Consider the following 18,123-nt stretch of genomic DNA (forward strand, 5'->3'; position numbering starts at 1 on the left):
TTATTTATTTTAAGTTATTTACTATTTGAGCGCGGGGATTGCTCCCCGTCACTTAAACTCTATTTATATAGTCCTTTTAATACAGCTTGTTGTGATTTGTTTTGTACTTTACGTTGCTCTTCTAACATGCCGACTATCGCCATCAAATCAACATCTGTATCATTAGGACTATAGAGTGCAGCCCGTAGTTTAGCAATATGTTGACTAAGCTGTGCATTATCAGCTAGTTGTTCAAGCTTATCTATTGCACCGCTCGATTGTTTTGTTAAGTGCATTGCGTAACGATTTAGCGCCTGATAAAAGGCACTTACATTATTGCTTTTAGCGTGTTTTTTTAATTCATCTAATGAAATTGATGAATCACTATGGGTTACCGTCGGCTTTGCTTGCATCAAGCTGCGCTGAGATTGACTGCGCCACCATAAAATCAAGGTAATAAACCATAATAAATAACCAATCACACTGACAATAATTAACCATAGCGGATACTGATTTATCGGCGTTGCTTGATAACCGATTGCTGCAGTATCTGTTGTTACGTTTTGTGATGGCGTAAGTGGCTGCGCAGCAACCGCTGCTGGAGTGCTTGCGCTACTAGGTATTACTGTAATAGTACGAGCTGGTAATGTTGCATAACTGATCCGGTTAATCTTGGTGTTATACCAAGGCACACTTACCTCTGGCAGTGTATAAGTGCCTGGCATTTGCGGTAACAAAGCGTACGAGGCTGTTTGTTGTGATATTACCCGACCATCGCGAACCAAGTGATTATTTTCTTTTTCATCTGGGTAACTGCGAATACCTTTGATTTCAGGCAGTTCAATATCAGGTAGTTGCTCTTTGGTGATACCAAGTGCAGTTAAGGTCAGCGTTCGCGTAATAGGTGTACCCACTTCTACTGTGTCGTCAGCGGGTTGCCATTGCTCATCTAAATTAACTAATTCACTAGGTAGCCATGCACCTTGGTAGTCACTTGGTATCGGTTTAATTTCAATATCGACATTATCACCCAGTGCAGATACATCTAATTGGCGATAGTCTTGGCGAATTCGACCTTGAAAAGTTGGTGCTTGAATCGTGTAACTACCACTTTTTTGGGGCTGTACTAAATACTCGCGAGTGATCACTAAGTAACGCTTACCATCAACAAGTTCATAGTTTTCAGTCTGCTTGCCGATTTGACTTAGCTGTGCATCGGGCATAGCGGGGGCACTTAAATTACCATCAAGTAACTCTTTGGCAAGATATAGCTTTACCGTGTAAAGCCCTGCCTCTTGAACAAATAGGCTGTCACTTGAAAGCGATGCTTTAATAAAAATATCGTTGTTTTGCTGCGCATCTTTACTACGTTCAGCCACTTTTAATGCAATGGGCGCAGAGCTAACACCAGCTACACTAAATGCTGGGATTGTATAATCCCCGGCAGTGCGGGTCATAAGTTTAATAGACCAGGTGGTTTCTTTTGAAATACTACCATTAATAATGTTTGTGCGAGTGCTGACACTGGTGCGGCCAACCACGAAGTCTTTTAACAGGACTGAAGTATCAGGTTGATCATTTTTTATAGTGTCATCTGCACTGATATTGAGCATAAAAAATTCACCCGCTAGTACCGGGTTTTTATCAACACTGGCTTGTAATTGCGTAACAGCCCACGAGGGCATAGCGCTGATAAGCAATAAACAACAGATTAATCGCATTACCATGATTTTTCGACTCCTTGTGGACGGCGTTGATTGTTTCGTTTTTGGGCTTCTAATTGCATTTTGTTACGTAACAGGATTGCGGGATCATCGGGTACTTTTCGCAATAACTGACTAAGCTGCTGCGCTTTCTCTTTTTCTTCGTTGGTAAGCTCTGCGGTTTGTGCTTGCATAGCTTGCCGCTTTGCCGCTTCTTCAGCTTGTTGCTGTTGCTCAGGAGTCATTTGTGGCTGCGGCTGCTTATCATCGTTTGCAGAGTCATCTTTGGGCTCGGTTTGCGCATCTTGTTGCTGTTGCTCATCAGTTTTATCACCTTGCTGAGGTTCAGCCTCCATTTGTGGATCGTTTTGCTTGTCAGTTTGTTGATCAGATGGTTTGCCATCTTGCTGTTTATCATCAGTCTGCTGTTCATCACTTTGCTCAGATTCATCGCCTTGTTGAGATTGCTGATCCTGATTTGGCTGCTCACCTTGCTGTGACTTGTCTTTATTTTGCTGATCTTGACCTTGTTCACCATCTTGGCTTTTTTGGTCTTGATCTTGGTTTTGTTCGCCGTCTTGGCCTTGTTGATTTTGCTGCTGTTGCTGTTGATTTTTCAACTGCTCAACAAGTGCCTGATTTTCTTTTGCTTGGGTAAAGTCGTCTTGCAAAGTTTGTGCTTGCTGATAGGCGGCAATTGCTTCGTCGAGCTTGCCTGCCTTTGCTAGTGCATTACCGTAATTATATAAACCAGTGGCGCTTTTATCTTGGCTAAATTGTGCCAATGCAGCATCAAAATTACCTTGCTGGTAAAGCGCAGCGCCTTTTAGTTGACTAGAATCTGCTGTGGCAGCTTGCTCATATTCACCTTGTTGATAAGCGTCCAGCGCACGTTGATCTTGATTTTTAAATACCGAAGGCAGCTCTACTGCATAAGCATTGTGTTGCGGTAAAAAGCTCACCACTAAAAATGCAGCTGCAAAAGCTCCTCGGCGAAAAATCCACAGCATCATTGGCAGTAAAATAAACAAGCCATAAATCCCCGCATCAATACGCCAGAGCGCTTGACTTTGTTTTTCATTTTTCAGCATTTCACTATTTGCACTGGGTGCAAAAATTTGAATATCGCGGGCACTCGGTTGATAAGTCGCAAATTTACCGCCACTGTTTCTTGCTAGACTATTAAGCATACTGATGTTGATGGTGGGCACCACAATTTGCCCGTAACTATCTTTTAAAAACCCACCTTCAGGAAGTTTAATTGGGGCGCCTTGCTCTGTTCCGATACCATAAATGTTTAATCGATAAGGGTTAGCGTCTGTAAATTGGCTGATATCTTGTTGCTCACTTTGTTCAATACCATCTGTTACTAAGATAATCTCGCCTTCGAGGTATCCGGCTTGTGTTAATAACTCTTTTGCAGCATCAAGCCCAGCAAGTACGTTGGAGCCTTTATCAGGCATGATATCTGGGCTTAAACTTGGGATCAGGTTTTCAAGCGTGGCGGCATCATTGGTTAGCGGCGAAATGGTATAAGCAGTGCCTGCATAGGCCACTAACGCAGTATCGCCTTCTTTAAATAGTTTGATCATATCCAGCGCTTTGAAGCGCGCTTGCACTAAACGACTGGGCGCAATATCCGTGCTGTACATCGATAGCGACATATCCATCACAATTACGCGGGCATTTTTGCTTTGAAATACCGGCACTTGTTTTTCTTCAAAACTGGGCCCTGCGCTAAAAATGACGGCTAACACTGCAAAGAGGGCAATTAGCCACATGGGTTGCGTGTTTTTTTGGTTGTTGGTGTTGATCACAAATTTTGCTAAGTGAGCTGCTATTAATTCACCTTGGCTGGTTTTCTTGTGCTTTATCATTGCAATAGTAAACACTAAACACACAGGAACTAATAACCACAATACGGTCGGGCGGATAAATTCAAAGTCCATTAGGCCTCCTGTCTTAATGCTTTTGCACTGATAAACATAACGCGCAGACCAATCAAAGTCAGTGCAATTAATAAAGGGAAGTAAAATAACGCACTTTGTGGGCGAAAGGTTTGCTCATCAGCGCTGATCGGCTCAAGTTTATCAAGTTCTTGATAAATTTGTTGTAAGCCGGCAACGTCTTTTGCGCGAAAATAAAGGCCGCCAGTTTGTTCGGCAATGCGTTTTAGCAGGGTTTCATCTAAACTACCTCCGCTCATACCACCCATATTAAATAAGCTAAAGCCACGCGGATTATCAGAGCCTACGCCGATGGTATACACTTTAATGCCTTCTTCGCGGGCAAGCAGTAGGGCTTCTTCTGGATCTAAGTTACCAGCGGTGTTTTGACCATCTGTTAATAACACCACAATGCGATTGCTTTCATCTTTACTGGCAAAACGTTTTACTGATAAGCCCAGCGCATCGCCAATGGCGGTGGCACGGCCAACCAAGCCTATTTGCGCTTCTGATAGCATTTGGCTTACGGTTTTAACGTCTCGCGTTAGTGGTGTTTGTAAAAATGCCGTATCACCAAATAAAATCAGCCCTAAACGGTCGCCTTGACGTTGTTCAATAAAGTCACTTAATACCGCTTTTACCATAGTTAAACGGTCAACATATTGGCCCTGATAAGCCATATCTTGCTCGGTCATTGAGCCTGACAAATCCACAGCTAGCATGATATCGCGGCCTTCGTTAGGTAAGGTAATTGGCTCATCAAGCCAGGTTGGGTTAGCTAAAGCGATGACTAAAAGCAACCAAACCAACCATTCAAATATACTAATACCACGCGCCTGTTGCTGGACAACTTGCGCGCCTAAATTGTGTTTGGCGAAGCTTGGAATACGTAAGCGGGTATTGCCTTCACTGTGCACTGGCTTAAATAAGCGCAACAACCAAGGCAGCGGTAATAATACAAATAACCAAGGCCAGCTAAATTCAAACATTCAGCGGCTCCTTTAATTTAAATTGCACAATGGCGAGTTTTAATTTCTGTGCCAGCGCAGTTTGATTGCTTTGTGATTGATAAAGGCTCATTAGTTCGTGTTCAGTAAATTGTTGTCCGGTCAGCTTATTTAGAGTAATACACCATTGTTTTGTGCCTTGTGATGCAGCACTTTGCTGATAATAGTGTAAAACTAGGCGTTTAATTAAAATATGTAGTTGCTGGGCATCTTCTGCGTGTTGTTCACTGAGGGAAATAGCTTGGCGTTTAGCTTTTTTAAACTGCCGTGCCCGGTACAACTGGTAACTTATAAAGCTTACAGTTACGAGTAACACCACAATGATGAGCCACCAAATAGGTGCTAAAGGCCACCAAGAAACATGGCTTGGCACAATCACATCATGGAGGCCAGCTAATGGAGAGGTTTGCATATTACTTTCTCACTAATTGCAGCTCAAGAGGTGTGGCTGCATTGAATGATATTAAATTAAGGCCCGATTTAGTTAAGCGTTGCATTCGTGTGGTAAATGCTTGCTCAGCAGTTTTAGCAAATTTATCACGAAAACTTTTATCCATCAGCGGTAACGCAAAGTCACTGCCGTTGGCGCTAACCGTGATTGTTTGTTTAAACGCCGGTAGCTGATGCTCAAATGGGTCGCTAATATGGCAGCCGATCAGTTCACAATGTCGACTCAGTATTTCGAGTTGTTTAAAACTGGCATCATCAAGGGCGCTAAAATCAGACACTAAATAGACTAAGCTGCCAGGCTTGGCTAAATGATTCAAACGTTTTAGGTTATCACTGAGTTTATTGTCTGCGGGTTCATCAATCTGCGCGAGTGCTTGCTGGTGGTTATTACACAAATTGTGGCATAGTTTTAACACTGCTTTTTCGCGGGCGCTGGGCTTGAGCTCTAAATGACCGTGTTGATTAAACACTATGCCACCGATGCGATCGCCGCGTTGGCACGCTGACCACGCAACCAAGGCACTGATATGCGCTGCTTGCACAGATTTAAGTAATAGCTTTGAGCCAAACAGCATTGAATTAGAAAAGTCAGTAAACACAAACACTGGCCGTTCTTTTTCCTCTTGAAACAACTTAGTGTGTGTTTCGCCAGTACGTGCTGTAACGCGCCAATCAATTGAGCGAATATCATCGCCTTGTTGATAATGGCGTACTTCAGCAAACTCCATACCACGGCCTTTATGAGGCGCGAGATATTGGCCGGTCAGGCTATTTCTAATTTTAACTTTTGGCGCAAGCTCTAATAAGCGAGCTTTCGCTTTATAATACATCAGCTCTTTCAAGCCTAAGTCGACCCCATGGCTATGACTTAGGCTGAGCCACTGTTGGTTATCTAATTGGCTTTGCATGGTTTATGGCACGGCAACAAGTTCTAAAATACGGCTAATGACTTGATCTTTAGTAACGCCATCGGCTTGTGCTTCATAACTTAAAATAATGCGATGACGCAGAACATTATGTAACACAGCTTGAATATCATCTGGAGCAACAAAGTCACGACCTTGTAACCATGCATGAGCACGGGCACATTTATCTAATGCGATGGTGGCACGCGGACTTGCGCCATATTCAATCCAGCTGCCTAATTGGGCGTCTAGTTTTGCGCCTTCACGCGTTGCAATAATAAGTTGCACTAAATATTGCTCAAGTGGCTCGGCTAAATACAGCCCTAAAATTGCTTTGCGAGAGGCAAATAAATCGCTTTGACTAATTTGTTGTGCTGGTGCTTGATGCTCGCTCAACGCTTCGCCACGGGTAAGGCGTAAAATATCAAGCTCATGCTCGGCGCCTGGATAATCGATGCTTAGGTGGAGTAAAAAACGGTCTAATTGCGCCTCAGGTAGCGGGTAAGTTCCTTCTTGCTCCAGTGGATTTTGGGTTGCCATCACCATAAATAAATCCGACAACGGATAAGTGTTTTTACCAACCGTGACTTGGCGCTCAGCCATGGCTTCTAATAAGGCTGATTGCACTTTAGCTGGGGCACGGTTAATTTCGTCGGCTAAAATAAGGTTATGAAATAGCGGGCCTTTTTCAAAAACGAATTCGCTGGTCTGTTGGCGATAAATATCAGTACCAGTTACGTCAGCAGGTAATAGATCGGGGGTAAACTGTACGCGTTGGAATGAGCCTTCAACGCCTTTGGCTAATGCATTTACTGCGCGAGTTTTAGCAAGCCCTGGAGGGCCTTCCACTAATAAGTGACCATCGGCTAAAATAGCAATAAGTAGTGCTTGCGTTAATTCTGGCTGGCCAATAATTTGGCTATCTAAATAAGTTTTTAATTGTGAAAATACGTTAGTGGCCATAGTAAAAAAACTGTCCTGATTTGCAAGGTTTATAAAAAGCTTTAATGGTTATTGGGATTATTGTTCTATAACACAAGTGTTAGACTCAAGTTTTCAAAATAGTTCGTTATTTTTTAACGATTTTTACCCTAGCATAGAAAGCGCAGTATTTTTTGTAAATAGGTTAGAAAAAGCCTATGGTTGGTAACTAATTATACTATTTTCAATTTCGCTATTGGCTTTAGTACACGGGTTGTTTAGAATCGAGGAAAATAAACAGGTCAGACCTGTCAGCGGGAGAGCATTAATGTCTGAGCAAAATATACTAAAAACAGCAAAGGGCGATCGTATTGCCATCGTCAGTGGTCTACGTACGCCATTTGCTAAACAAGCAACTGCATTTCATCATGTACCAGCCCTTGATATGGGGAAGTTAGTCGTTAACGAAATGCTTGAACGCCTTAACTTTGATAAATCTGAAATTGATCAATTAGTGTTTGGTCAAGTAGTACAAATGCCAGAAGCGCCAAACATTGCCCGCGAAATCGTATTGGGTACTGGCATGCCAGTATCTGTTGATGCGTACTCCGTATCACGTGCTTGCGCTACTAGTTTTCAGGCGATTGCTAATGTGGCTGAATCAATCATGGCAGGTTCGGTGCAAGTGGGTATTGCTGGTGGTGCAGACTCGTCATCGGTATTGCCAATCGGCGTAAGTAAAAAATTAGCCGGTAGCCTTGTTGATCTTAATAAAGCACGTACCTTAGGTCAGCGCTTAAAAATATTCTCTAAGCTGCGTTTAAAAGATTTATTACCAGTACCGCCTGCGGTTGCAGAATATTCAACTGGTTTATCTATGGGTCAAACTGCCGAGCAGATGGCAAAAACTCACAGTATTAGCCGTGAAGATCAAGATGCCTTAGCTCATCGTTCACATACACTTGCCAGTCAAGCATGGGCAGATGGTAAACTTGCTGATGAAGTGATGACTGCACATTTACCGCCGTATAAAAGTTTTATCGAGCAAGATAATAATATTCGCCATAATTCAACGGTTGAAGGGTACGCTAAATTAAAACCAGCGTTTGACCGTCAGCATGGCTCAGTCACTGCTGCAAACTCAACACCGCTAACCGATGGTGCAGCAGCGGTATTAATGATGAGCGAAAGTAAAGCCAAAGCATTAGGCTATAACATTTTAGGTTATGTACGTAGCTTTGCATTCTCTGCCATTGGTGTGAATGAAGACATGCTAATGGGGCCGGCTCATTCAACGCCAGTTGCCTTAGCGAGAGCTGGCATAACGCTTGCCGATCTTGATTTAATTGAAATGCACGAAGCCTTTGCAGCGCAAACGCTAGCGAACATGAAAATGTTTGCCTCAGATAAGTTTGCGCAAGAAAAACTCGGTCGCAGCAAAGCGATTGGTGAAATTAACATGGATAAGTTTAACGTTTTAGGCGGTTCGCTTGCATATGGTCATCCATTTGCAGCCACTGGCGCACGACTTATCACCCAAAGTTTACATGAACTCAACCGCCGTGGCGGTGGCTTAGCACTGACAACTGCGTGTGCCGCAGGTGGCTTAGGTGCAGCCTTTGTATTGGAGAGTGCGTAATGACACAGTCAGTATTTAATTTAGACGTTGATGATAGCGGTATTGCCGTTGTCACCATTGATGTGCCGGGCGAAAAAATGAATACCCTGCGCGACACTTTTGCCGATGATTTAAAAGCACTGCTTGATGACGCAAAACAGCAGTCAGTGAAGGGCATGGTATTCATTAGTGGTAAAAGCGATAACTTTATTGCTGGTGCTGATGTAAAAATGCTTGATAACGTGCAAAGTCGTGATGATGCACTGGCGATCAGCGAATTATGCCACCGTGCATTTTTTGATATGAAAAAACTGCCATTTCCAACTGTTAGTGCCATTCATGGTGCGGCATTGGGTGGTGGTTTAGAATTTGCCTTGGCGTGCGATTATCGCGTATGTACAGACAGTGATATCACTAAACTTGGCTTACCTGAAGTACAACTTGGTTTATTACCCGGTGGTGGTGGAACGCAACGCTTACCTAAACTGGTTGGTTTGCAAAAAGCCCTTGAGTGGACGTTAACGGGTAAACAAATTCGCGCTAAACAAGCTAAAAAATCGGGTTTGGTAGATGATTGTGTACCACAGACCGTATTGCTAAAAGTAGCAAAAGAATTTGCTTCAAAAGGCAAAGCTAAAGCGGCCAAGCCTAAGCTTGATCGTATTAGCCAATTATTAGAATCGAATCCGTTTGGCCGAAACTTGATCTTTAAAAAAGCACAAGAAAATGTACTGAAAAAAACCGGTGGTCATTATCCTGCGCCGTTGGCTATTATCAAAGCAATACGCGCAAGTGTTGAGCTGGATGAACTAAAAGCTTATAAAACAGAAGCGGAAGGTTTTGCTACTTTAGTAATGAGCAGCGAATCAAAGTCATTACGTGGGATATTTTTTGCCACCACTGAAATGAAAAAAGAGTGGCGCAACGACGACGCTCCAGCAATCACTAAAACAGCCGTACTAGGCGGTGGTTTAATGGGCGCAGGTATTGCCCATGTGAGTGCTGTAAAAGCCGGTGTATCAGTTCGTATCAAAGATGTTGCAGAGCAAGGCATAAGTAATGCCATGAATTACAGCTATAAAATTTTAGATAAAAAGCAAAAGCGCCGTATTTTATCTAAGGCTGAACAGCAACAAACTATGAACCGAATTACTGGTACAACTAACTACAGTGGTTTTAAACACATTGATTTAGTGATTGAAGCGGTATTTGAAGACCTAAGTCTTAAGCAAGGTATGGTGGCAGATGTAGAACGTGAATGCCAAGCAAACACAATTTTTGCTAGTAACACGTCATCATTGCCTATCTCACAAATTGCGGCAGAAGCTGCCCGTCCAGAGAATGTAATTGGCTTACATTATTTCTCACCAGTTGAGAAAATGCCATTGGTTGAAATTATTCCACACCAAGGCACCTCAGAAGAGACCATCGCGCGGATTGTAAACTTTGCCCGTAAGCAAGGTAAAACCCCAATCGTTGTTAAAGATAGCGCAGGCTTTTACGTTAACCGTATTTTAGCGCCTTATGTGAATGAAGCGGCTAACTTATTACTGGCAGGTGAGCCAATTGAAAAGATTGATGCGGCACTCGTTGAGTTTGGTTTCCCTGTTGGACCATTAGCATTATTAGACGAAGTCGGCATTGATATCGGCTCTAAGATTGCGCCAATTCTTGAAAAAGAACTCGGTGATCGTTTTAAAGCACCCGATGCGTTTTCACGTTTAATTGATGCCAAACGCTTAGGCCGTAAGACTGGCCGTGGTTTTTATCTTCATGATAAGAAAGCTAAAAAAGTAGACGAATCAGTTTACGAATTACTCGGCGTGAGCCCATCACCGCGTTTAAATAAAAGCGAAATTGCTAAACGTTGTGTGGCACAAATGCTTAACGAAGCTGCCCGCTGTTTAGACGAAGGCATTATTGCCAGTCCTCGTGATGGTGATATTGGCGCAATCTTTGGTATTGGCTTCCCGCCATTTTTAGGTGGTCCATTCAGCTATATGGATAAACTTGGCGCAAACAAAGTAAGCTCAGAAATGGCTACTTTTGCTAATTTTAATCCGGTATTTGCGCCGTGTGCAGCTTTAGTTGCGATGGCTGATGCTGGTGCAAGCTTTTATCAGCTAACACCTGTGCAACAGGCTAAACCTGCAGCAGAGCTTGATGAGCAAGAGGAAGTAACCGCCGCGCAAAGCATAACGATCGCAACCAGTGACACTGATAGCGAACAGTTTGAAGAGCAAAATACGCACGAGTCAGCAACTGAGACTGAAAAAGTTGCAGTAACTGATACTGTTGAGAGTACAAAAGAAAATAAATAGTCATTTGACTTTATTTTTGATAAAACGCACTTATTACAGTGCGTTTTTTTATACTTATTGCTTTTATAGACACCATACTCACGATTAAAAAACGGACGACTAAGGAAGGTTATTATGATACTCACAACAGCTAGACTTACCCTGAGGTTACTCACGGCTGCTGACTGGCCGCTGTTCTTTACATTGCATAATGACTCTCAAGTGATCGAGAAGTGTTTTGATAAGCCATCTGAGGCGCAAATACGTGCAAAATTTAATGAGCGTTTAAAGCCGTGGCAGCCAAATTCAAATCAACCTTTATGTATGGTTATTAGCGAGAGTGGTAGCGGCAAGCAAGTTGGCGTAACGGGCTTTACCGCATCGCAATTGGCAGATACACAAGAAGTAGGTTACTTATTATTGCCTGAGTTTTATGGCCGTGGCTATGCTACGGAATCACTCGATGCATTTTTAACATGGTCGAGAAGGAAGTTTAATATTCAGTTAATAAAGGCGGTGGTTAGCGCAGGTAATATTGGCTCTGAAAAAGTACTCGCAAAATGTGGTTTTAAGTTAGTCAGGGTTGAACCATTAGCTTACGAAATTGGTGGAGTGTTGTTTGATGATCATCATTTTTTACTAACGTGTACTGAGTAAGGCTAAGTTGTACTGAGCAAGTAGCTTGAGCAGTACAACATTAAAACTTTGACTTACATATGAATTTCAATTGCTTTACGATCTTTTTCCGGCATATTGGCAACCACTAAATTAAATGAATTATCAATCATACGTTCAATTTCACCTTGCGGGATTGAGCCATCTAGAATAACAGTATTCCATAACCGCTTATTCATATGATAGCCTGGGATCACTGAAGGAAAAATATCACGCAGTGATTGCGCCTCATCAGGGTCGCATTTTAAATTCATCCACCAAATTGGGTTACCGTCTTCGTCAGTTTCTCCTTCGTTGCCGACCGATAAAGTGGCAAACATTTTATGGTTTACTTTATATACATCAACTTCTTGGCCGAAGGGTTGGGTAACCATAACCAGAGGTTTTTTTGCTAAATACTCATGTGCCGTGTGCTGATCCATGATCCAGTCCTTGAAGTCATTTTTGGGTAGTTTAACCATAGCAGCTTTTTCGTAGTTTAGTCATGAAAAATCGATTAATAGGTAAAATTTATGAGTAAATACAGGCCCTACGAGAAAAACAGCGGTATGTGATATTTTCTTATTGAAGAAAACCCAGTTCGTGGTATGTTTCTGGGGATTTATAAATTATAGGAAATACACTGATGCCAAAGGCAAGTGAAGTTAAAAAAGGTACTGCGATTGAGTTTAATGGCCGCGTTTTAGTGGTTAAAGATATTGTTCGTTCTGTACCACAAGGCCGTGCTGGTGGAAGCTTATATCGTATGCGCTTGTACGATGTAGTAACTGGTAGCAAAGTAGATGAAACATTCAAAGATAGCGACATGTTAAAACTAGCTGACTTAACTCGTCGTGAAGCAATGTTCTCGTATTTAGATGGTGAAGAATACGTATTTATGGATAACGAAGATTACACGCCATATAATCTTAATAAAGAAGCGATCAGCGAAGAAATTTTATTCGTCAACGAAGAAACTCAAGGCGTGCATGTCATTGTAATTGACGGCTCACCAGTGGGATTAGATTTACCATCAAGTGTAGAGCTTGTGGTTGAAGAAACAGACCCTTCAATTAAAGGTGCATCAGCGAGTGCTCGCTCTAAACCTGCACGTTTGTCAACAGGTTTAACGATTCAAGTACCTGAGCATATTTCTACAGGTGACCGCATCCGTATTAATACCGCAGAGCATAAATTTATGGGCCGTGCTGAAAAGTAAGTACCATCTTGATAAAAACCGACATTGTTGTCGGTTTTTATATTATTATAATTTATGCTCATTATTTGCCCACAACACTTTAAATTAGAGCATGCTTTAGTTACACTGCGCGCTCATTTTTCAAACAGAAAAAACGAGACTGCTTTTGTACTTTTTGCTCAGCGTAGTATCTATTATCGTTATGTATTCACAGGCAATTAAAAAAGGTATGCCGGTAAAGCGCTGGTTGTTGCTAGCAGGGCTGTTAGGCCCTGTTGCATGGTGCTTGTTTAACTTACATTATCGTCGTGCACTAGTGCGCTGCGTGGGTATACAAGCCTGCTCATGGCGACCTTAGGCTGTCATTTATGCATGTTGCACTAAACTAAGTGCCGTTTGGTTTTGTTGTTTTTTCAAAAATTCTGTAAATTCAGCGCGCGATAAAGGTTTTGAATAATAGTAGCCTTGCATCGTTTCGCAATTAAGCTCTTTTAAGATTACAATTTGCTCTGCTTGCTCAACCCCTTCAGCTACCACATGTAAGTCTAAGTTATGTGCAATAGTAACTATTGAGTCAACCATATTACGGCCTCGCTCTGTTTGCATATCATCAATAAACGCTTTATCAACTTTTAGGGTATTAAGTGGAAACTGCTTTAAATAGGCAAGTGATGAGTAGCCAGTGCCAAAGTCATCCATGGCTAAATGAATACCACGGGCACTGAGAGAGCGCATAATCGAAATAGCATCTTGTGGGTCGTCCATTACCGTACCTTCAGTAATTTCAAGTTCTAAAAAGTACGATGGCAAAGCATGATTTTGTAAAATCACATCAATACGAGTCGTTAGATCTGGTAGGCTAAATTGTTTAGCAGACAAGTTAACCGCAACTCGCCCATTAAATAAGCCAGCATCCAGCCAGGCTTTAACATCACGGCATGCTTTATGAAGTACCACTTCACCAATTTCGATGATTTGCCCAGTTTCTTCGGCGATGGGAATAAACACGCCAGGGCTAATAATGCCTTTTTTCGGAGTAATAAAACGCACTAAGGCTTCCATTCCAGTGAATTTACCGGTGCGGATATTCATCTTGGGTTGATAGTAAACTTCAAAATGATCTTCTTTTAAACCAAATCGCATTAAGTTTTCAATTTGCAGGCGTTTTACTGCCTGGCGATTCATTGTGTCATTAAAGAATAAGTAGCTATTACCTTTCTTTTTCGCATGATACATCGCAGTGTCGGCATTTTTAAGTAGTAGTTCGGGGGTATTGCCATCTTCAGGGAATAATACAATGCCGAGACTTGAGGTTATCACTAATTCGTGACCGGCCATTTTAAATGGCGTGGCGATGGCGGCTAAAAACTGTTTTGCCATTCTGGTAATGGTGTGAATATCGTTGGTGCCAGACATCACTAAGGCAAACTCATCGCCACCTAAACGGTAAAACACATCTTTTTCACGGGTGAGTTTACTCAATCGCATTGCTAGTTTCGCCAGTAAACTGTCTCCTAGTTGATGGCCTAATGAGTCATTAATTTTTTTAAAGTTATCTAAATCGAATACCAATAATGCATGATGGCTGTCTTGTTTTGCCAGTTTTTTTAGATCGGTAAAAAAGAGATTTCGGTTAGGTAAGCCGGTAGTGCGATCGCGATTTGATAAGTTATGTAGTTGTGATTCGGCTTTTTTACGCTCGGTTAAATCTGAATATACAATGACATAGTTACAAATTTGATTATGTTCATTCTTAATTTCATCGATTGAAATTTCAATCGGTAGTAGTTTTCGCTCACTGTTTCGCAGTTTAACTTCTTGTTGCCAATGATCGGTAAGACGAACAGTATTTTTAATATCATCAATATAACTTTGCTCGTAACCTGGCAAGGTAAATGGCTTGTTTAAATAGTTATCTCGGTTCCCACCAAACTGCGATAAAAAGCTGGGATTAAGATCAACCAGCTTAAAGTTTTTATCGTAAATGGCTAATGCATCAGTGAGTGATTCAACACATTTAGCGAATAAGTTAAGGCGTGCCTCGGTTGATTTTAATTGCGTGATATCGCGTACCGTGCCAGTCATTCTTAGCGGGTTTAAGTTGGTGTCTTTTTCAATGATTTTACCTCTGTCGAGTACCCAATGCCAGCGATCAAAGCTGTCTTTAATGCGATAGCTGGCTTCAAAGAAAGCGGTTTGCTCAGCAAAGTGTTGCTTTAATAGTAATTCAACTTGCGTTATATCATTAGGGTGAATAAGGGCTTTATTAGGTGGAACATCAATGATGGTATTTCTCTCCATCATGTATTTATCGTTAATGCGCAGCACTTTACCTGTTTTGATATTCCAATCCCAAAGGGTGTCACCACTGCCTTCAACCGTGCTTTTTAAGCGCCGTTCAGAACTACATAATTGGCGTCGTGAGCGGCGCAATTTGTAGATTGTGAATAATAAGTAAGGCAGCACTAACGTAACAAATACACTCGGTAAATAAAGCATTAAAGTTTGCTGATCGACAAATTGCTCGCTATAGCCCAATGGGCTAAAGCAGAGTAATAATGAGGTGAATATGAATGTGTTGGCTATTATTTTTATTCTTATCATAGGGCACGTCTGTATTTTGCACTTGATAATCTAATTGAAGCACGGTGTTGTGTCAAAGAGAATGAGAAGAAATCAGCTTTTTTGACGTTTTGTTTGTCTTAGGCATGCTTAGTAGCTCATATCTTGGTCTATGTTCTGCAAAGGTCTCGCGAATATAAGTAACTATCTGCGCAAGACTAAGGTCTTCCAATGCTTCTAACAACTTTTGTTGCATATGAAAGTGATGATCTTGATTACCAATGGCAAGCCACAAGCGTTGTGAACGCAGCCGGAGGTTTTTATCTTTTTCTGCAATGTGGGTGGTTAAGCCATGTTTTTGTTGCTGCCATTGCTCTTCATTTAATTGCTGTAATGAATCAAGGTACTGCTCAATAAACGCATTATGATGCTCAAAAATTGCGGTTGCACTGTAGTTAGGTGACTGTACGTAGAAGGCGATGCCGGCACGAGTATTAAAGGGCGCATAACCTGCGCCCACTAAGTAGCCTAACTGTTGTTTGGTACGAAGTTCATTAAAGTAATCTTGATTAATAAGATGGTTTAGCGCCATCATTTTTACTTTTTCAACAACGTCATCGGTTTGTGCTTGGTAATAAATAACCATCGCATTATCGCTACAATTTAGAGGCAGTTGCGAGCGGGTTATTTGGTCTATTTCAAATAACGGACGGGTTAGATCTTCAATCGTGGCTGATTTAGCTAAGTGGTGAGCAATCTTTTTTTGAAACTCAATGGCATCTCTTTCTCGCCAATTACCGTGCAGAAAAGACTCTACATGCAAGGCGTTAAAAAATTCGCGGCGAAAACAATTAAACTGATGAAAGCTGGTATCTTTAAGTGCCACAGCAAGCTGCTCTGGTTCTGGATTCCATGGCATTATTTTTGCACCCAGCACGCTAAATAATTCACCAACGGGTTTATTTTGATTGCTGTTACGCCAATGGCGGACTAACTGTTTTTTATACTCTGCAAAACGTTTGGCGCAAATATCGACGTTAAATAACGCTTGGAGTAATTCATCAACCAATTCTAATTGGCTAGAAGAGAGCCCCGCAGTATGCAGGGTCAAGCCACCTTGGTGTGAGGTTAAGTGATAACTTAACCCCGCTAATTCTGCTGGGTAAAATTGTTCTGCAACACTGTCCATAAATAAGTCGGCAAATAGACGAGTAAGTGCCATGTGTTTGATATCTTTAACTGCAAAGTCAGAATCCATCGCCAAATAAAAGTGCCCTTTGGCAACTCGAAAAGTGTTGTCTTGTTTAAACCAAAAATCAAAGCCAGGTTCTTTTACTAATAGTTGAGGGTGATTTTGTGGTTGCTCAATATCATACAACGATACTTCTTTGGTTAAATAAGGGTTTGCTGTAGGTAAGAGCATTTCTGGTAATGGGGTATTAATTTCGCACAGTGCTTCCAGCCAACAGCTAGAAATACTTTCGATCCGATAGGGCGTGTGATACCACTGCGTAGTATGCTCAGGCTCAACATCAGGGTGGATCAATACTAAGCGCATATTATGCGGCGTTAACCATTGCATTGCAGTTTCATGAGCCGCTTGATTAAAACCATCCATGAGGTAGTCTCCTTGCACATAATTGGCTTCATCGTAGTGCTGCATGTTAATGCTTAAATTACTGACCCAATCGATTAAGCGGGCTTTTTCTTGATTATCAAAGGCGATTTGTAATAGGTTTTTTTTATCTTGATATAAGCGAGGTAATTTATCGATGTTTTGGTTAATTAAACAAATATATTCAAACACCATTTCAACGATGTCTTCATAGTATTCAATTCCTTCATCGGTCAGTGCCATGCTGATATTAAAATCTTTAAAGTTGCTACCGTTAATGCCACCTCCAGCAGACAGGGCATTGATCCAACCTTGCGCTTTTAAAATAGAGTAAAGTGACCCTTGCCCTTCATACCCTAATAAATGCGCAATAAAACTAACGGTTTTATGGCGATAAAAATCATCAATATTAGGCATCGCAAAACTGACTATGAGTTTTTGCATATGCTTATGCGGCTCTATATGCAGCACTTTACAAAGATCTTGTGCGCGATAAAGTGATGCCTCGATCACGGGTTTTGGTTGCTGCTGACCTTTAATATCATTAAATAATGTAGTTACCCATTGCACCATAATGTCAATTTCTGCATCAGCGCAGATCACTAAGCTCATCCACTGGGCTTGATAATGGGCGTTAAAAAAATCTCGCAATTCTTTGCTTACACAGCCATTACGATCCGCTAAGGTTTGCTGATTACCCACTGAAAATTTAGCAAATGGATGAGCAGGATTAACGGTTTCTTTGTGCGCTTGATAGATGCGTCGGCCATCGTCTTTTATTTTTAATTTAAACTCTGCATCAATGGCATTACGTTCTTTTTCAGTTTCGTCAGGGTTGAGAGAAGGAGCAATAAAAAACCGACTAAATTGGCTCAGTGCTTGTGCAAACTCTTGATTGTTTATATCGAAGAAATAACACGTGTGTTCGGTGCCGGTCCATGCGTTGGTGTTGCCACCGGATTGGGAAACAAAATTACCAAACCCACCGGATTCCGGAAATTGGTCTGTGCCTAAAAAAAGCATATGCTCTAAAAAGTGTGCGAGCCCTTGTCTATCAACAGGATCGTCAAAGTGACCAGCATTGACGGCCATCGATGCAGCGGCTTTAGTTGAATCTTTATCTTGCACTAACAGGACTTTTAGACCATTGTCCAGTGTGAGGGTACGGTATGTTCTGTTATCATTGCGGCTGATATTCAAATGATGCTCCTGAAACGTTAAGTTTACTCGTTAACAACAATGATAACTTCAGGGTTGCGATTAAA

Annotated in this window: 13 protein-coding genes; 4 read left to right on the forward strand and 9 right to left on the reverse strand. The window is 41.7% G+C overall.

Annotation, left to right across the window (positions count from 1 at the left end):
• Nucleotides 1-59: 59 nt before the first annotated feature.
• From J7338_RS03700 to J7338_RS03725, 6 genes are read right to left on the reverse strand one after another with little or no spacing between them, the layout of a single operon-like run.
• On the reverse strand, nt 60-1,706 hold the full coding sequence (locus tag J7338_RS03700) for a BatD family protein (protein WP_210795724.1): 1,647 nt from the start codon (nt 1,704-1,706) through the stop codon (nt 60-62).
• On the reverse strand, nt 1,700-3,631 hold the full coding sequence (locus J7338_RS03705) for a VWA domain-containing protein (RefSeq protein WP_210795726.1): 1,932 nt from the start codon (nt 3,629-3,631) through the stop codon (nt 1,700-1,702). The genes J7338_RS03700 and J7338_RS03705 overlap by 7 nt, the downstream gene beginning before the upstream one ends.
• Nucleotides 3,631-4,617, reverse strand: coding sequence for a vWA domain-containing protein (locus J7338_RS03710; protein WP_210795728.1), 987 nt, complete (start codon nt 4,615-4,617; stop codon nt 3,631-3,633). Before J7338_RS03710 ends, J7338_RS03705 begins: the two co-directional genes overlap by 1 nt.
• Entirely contained in the window at nt 4,610-5,047 is a 438-nt protein-coding gene (locus J7338_RS03715; protein ID WP_145240353.1) for a DUF4381 domain-containing protein, read from the reverse strand. Before J7338_RS03715 ends, J7338_RS03710 begins: the two co-directional genes overlap by 8 nt.
• Before the next feature lies 1 nt (nt 5,048).
• Entirely contained in the window at nt 5,049-5,993 is a 945-nt protein-coding gene (locus tag J7338_RS03720) for a DUF58 domain-containing protein (RefSeq protein WP_210795730.1), read from the reverse strand.
• A gap of 3 nt (nt 5,994-5,996) precedes the next feature.
• Nucleotides 5,997-6,953, reverse strand: coding sequence for an AAA family ATPase (locus J7338_RS03725; protein ID WP_064667661.1), 957 nt, complete (start codon nt 6,951-6,953; stop codon nt 5,997-5,999).
• Nucleotides 6,954-7,239: 286 nt separating this feature from the next.
• Between J7338_RS03725 and fadI the strand changes: the two genes are divergently transcribed.
• The 3 genes from fadI (at nt 7,240) to J7338_RS03740 (ending at nt 11,486) form a co-directional block, all read left to right on the forward strand.
• On the forward strand, nt 7,240-8,550 hold the full coding sequence (gene fadI / locus J7338_RS03730) for an acetyl-CoA C-acyltransferase FadI (RefSeq protein ID WP_145240359.1): 1,311 nt from the start codon (nt 7,240-7,242) through the stop codon (nt 8,548-8,550).
• Complete coding sequence (gene fadJ / locus J7338_RS03735; protein WP_210795732.1) at nt 8,550-10,850, forward strand: fatty acid oxidation complex subunit alpha FadJ; 2,301 nt, start codon at nt 8,550-8,552, stop codon at nt 10,848-10,850. Before fadI ends, fadJ begins: the two co-directional genes overlap by 1 nt.
• A gap of 114 nt (nt 10,851-10,964) precedes the next feature.
• The gene (locus J7338_RS03740; RefSeq protein ID WP_210795734.1) at nt 10,965-11,486 is read left to right on the forward strand and encodes a GNAT family N-acetyltransferase; all 522 of its coding nucleotides are present in this window, start codon (nt 10,965-10,967) and stop codon (nt 11,484-11,486) included.
• Nucleotides 11,487-11,539: 53 nt separating this feature from the next.
• Here J7338_RS03740 and J7338_RS03745 read toward each other — a convergent pair whose 3' ends face one another.
• Nucleotides 11,540-11,926, reverse strand: a complete 387-nt coding sequence (locus J7338_RS03745; protein WP_145240364.1) for an MmcQ/YjbR family DNA-binding protein — start codon at nt 11,924-11,926, stop codon at nt 11,540-11,542.
• A 203-nt stretch (nt 11,927-12,129) separates the two neighbouring features.
• On the opposite strand from J7338_RS03745, the gene efpL reads away from it, so the two are divergent.
• Nucleotides 12,130-12,702 (forward strand): elongation factor P-like protein EfpL, encoded by a 573-nt coding sequence (gene efpL, locus J7338_RS03750; RefSeq protein WP_210795736.1) that lies wholly within the window; start codon nt 12,130-12,132, stop codon nt 12,700-12,702.
• A 345-nt stretch (nt 12,703-13,047) separates the two neighbouring features.
• Here the strand turns inward: efpL and J7338_RS03755 are convergent, their stop codons facing one another.
• Nucleotides 13,048-15,180, reverse strand: coding sequence for a putative bifunctional diguanylate cyclase/phosphodiesterase (locus J7338_RS03755; protein WP_210795810.1), 2,133 nt, complete (start codon nt 15,178-15,180; stop codon nt 13,048-13,050).
• A 157-nt stretch (nt 15,181-15,337) separates the two neighbouring features.
• Complete coding sequence (locus tag J7338_RS03760; protein ID WP_210795738.1) at nt 15,338-18,058, reverse strand: insulinase family protein; 2,721 nt, start codon at nt 18,056-18,058, stop codon at nt 15,338-15,340.
• Nucleotides 18,059-18,123: the final 65 nt, after the last annotated feature.

This window comes from Pseudoalteromonas ostreae, from assembly GCF_018069805.1.
In the GTDB taxonomy this organism is placed as follows: Bacteria; Pseudomonadota; Gammaproteobacteria; order Enterobacterales; family Alteromonadaceae; genus Pseudoalteromonas; species Pseudoalteromonas ostreae.

Excerpts from the sequence above, each read along its gene's own strand:
- J7338_RS03710 (WP_210795728.1), bottom strand. The coding sequence starts at position 4,617 with ATGTTTGAATTTAGCTGGCCTTGGTTATTTGTATTATTACCGCTGCCT.
- fadI (WP_145240359.1), top strand. The coding sequence starts at position 7,240 with ATGTCTGAGCAAAATATACTAAAAACAGCAAAGGGCGATCGTATTGCC.
- J7338_RS03740 (WP_210795734.1), top strand. The coding sequence starts at position 10,965 with ATGATACTCACAACAGCTAGACTTACCCTGAGGTTACTCACGGCTGCT.
- J7338_RS03755 (WP_210795810.1), bottom strand. The coding sequence starts at position 15,180 with ATGCTTTATTTACCGAGTGTATTTGTTACGTTAGTGCTGCCTTACTTA.
- fadJ (WP_210795732.1), top strand. The coding sequence starts at position 8,550 with ATGACACAGTCAGTATTTAATTTAGACGTTGATGATAGCGGTATTGCC.
- J7338_RS03715 (WP_145240353.1), bottom strand. The coding sequence starts at position 5,047 with ATGCAAACCTCTCCATTAGCTGGCCTCCATGATGTGATTGTGCCAAGC.
- efpL (WP_210795736.1), top strand. The coding sequence starts at position 12,130 with ATGCCAAAGGCAAGTGAAGTTAAAAAAGGTACTGCGATTGAGTTTAAT.
- J7338_RS03745 (WP_145240364.1), bottom strand. The coding sequence starts at position 11,926 with ATGGATCAGCACACGGCACATGAGTATTTAGCAAAAAAACCTCTGGTT.
- J7338_RS03720 (WP_210795730.1), bottom strand. The coding sequence starts at position 5,993 with ATGCAAAGCCAATTAGATAACCAACAGTGGCTCAGCCTAAGTCATAGC.
- J7338_RS03700 (WP_210795724.1), bottom strand. The coding sequence starts at position 1,706 with ATGGTAATGCGATTAATCTGTTGTTTATTGCTTATCAGCGCTATGCCC.
- J7338_RS03725 (WP_064667661.1), bottom strand. The coding sequence starts at position 6,953 with ATGGCCACTAACGTATTTTCACAATTAAAAACTTATTTAGATAGCCAA.
- J7338_RS03705 (WP_210795726.1), bottom strand. The coding sequence starts at position 3,631 with ATGGACTTTGAATTTATCCGCCCGACCGTATTGTGGTTATTAGTTCCT.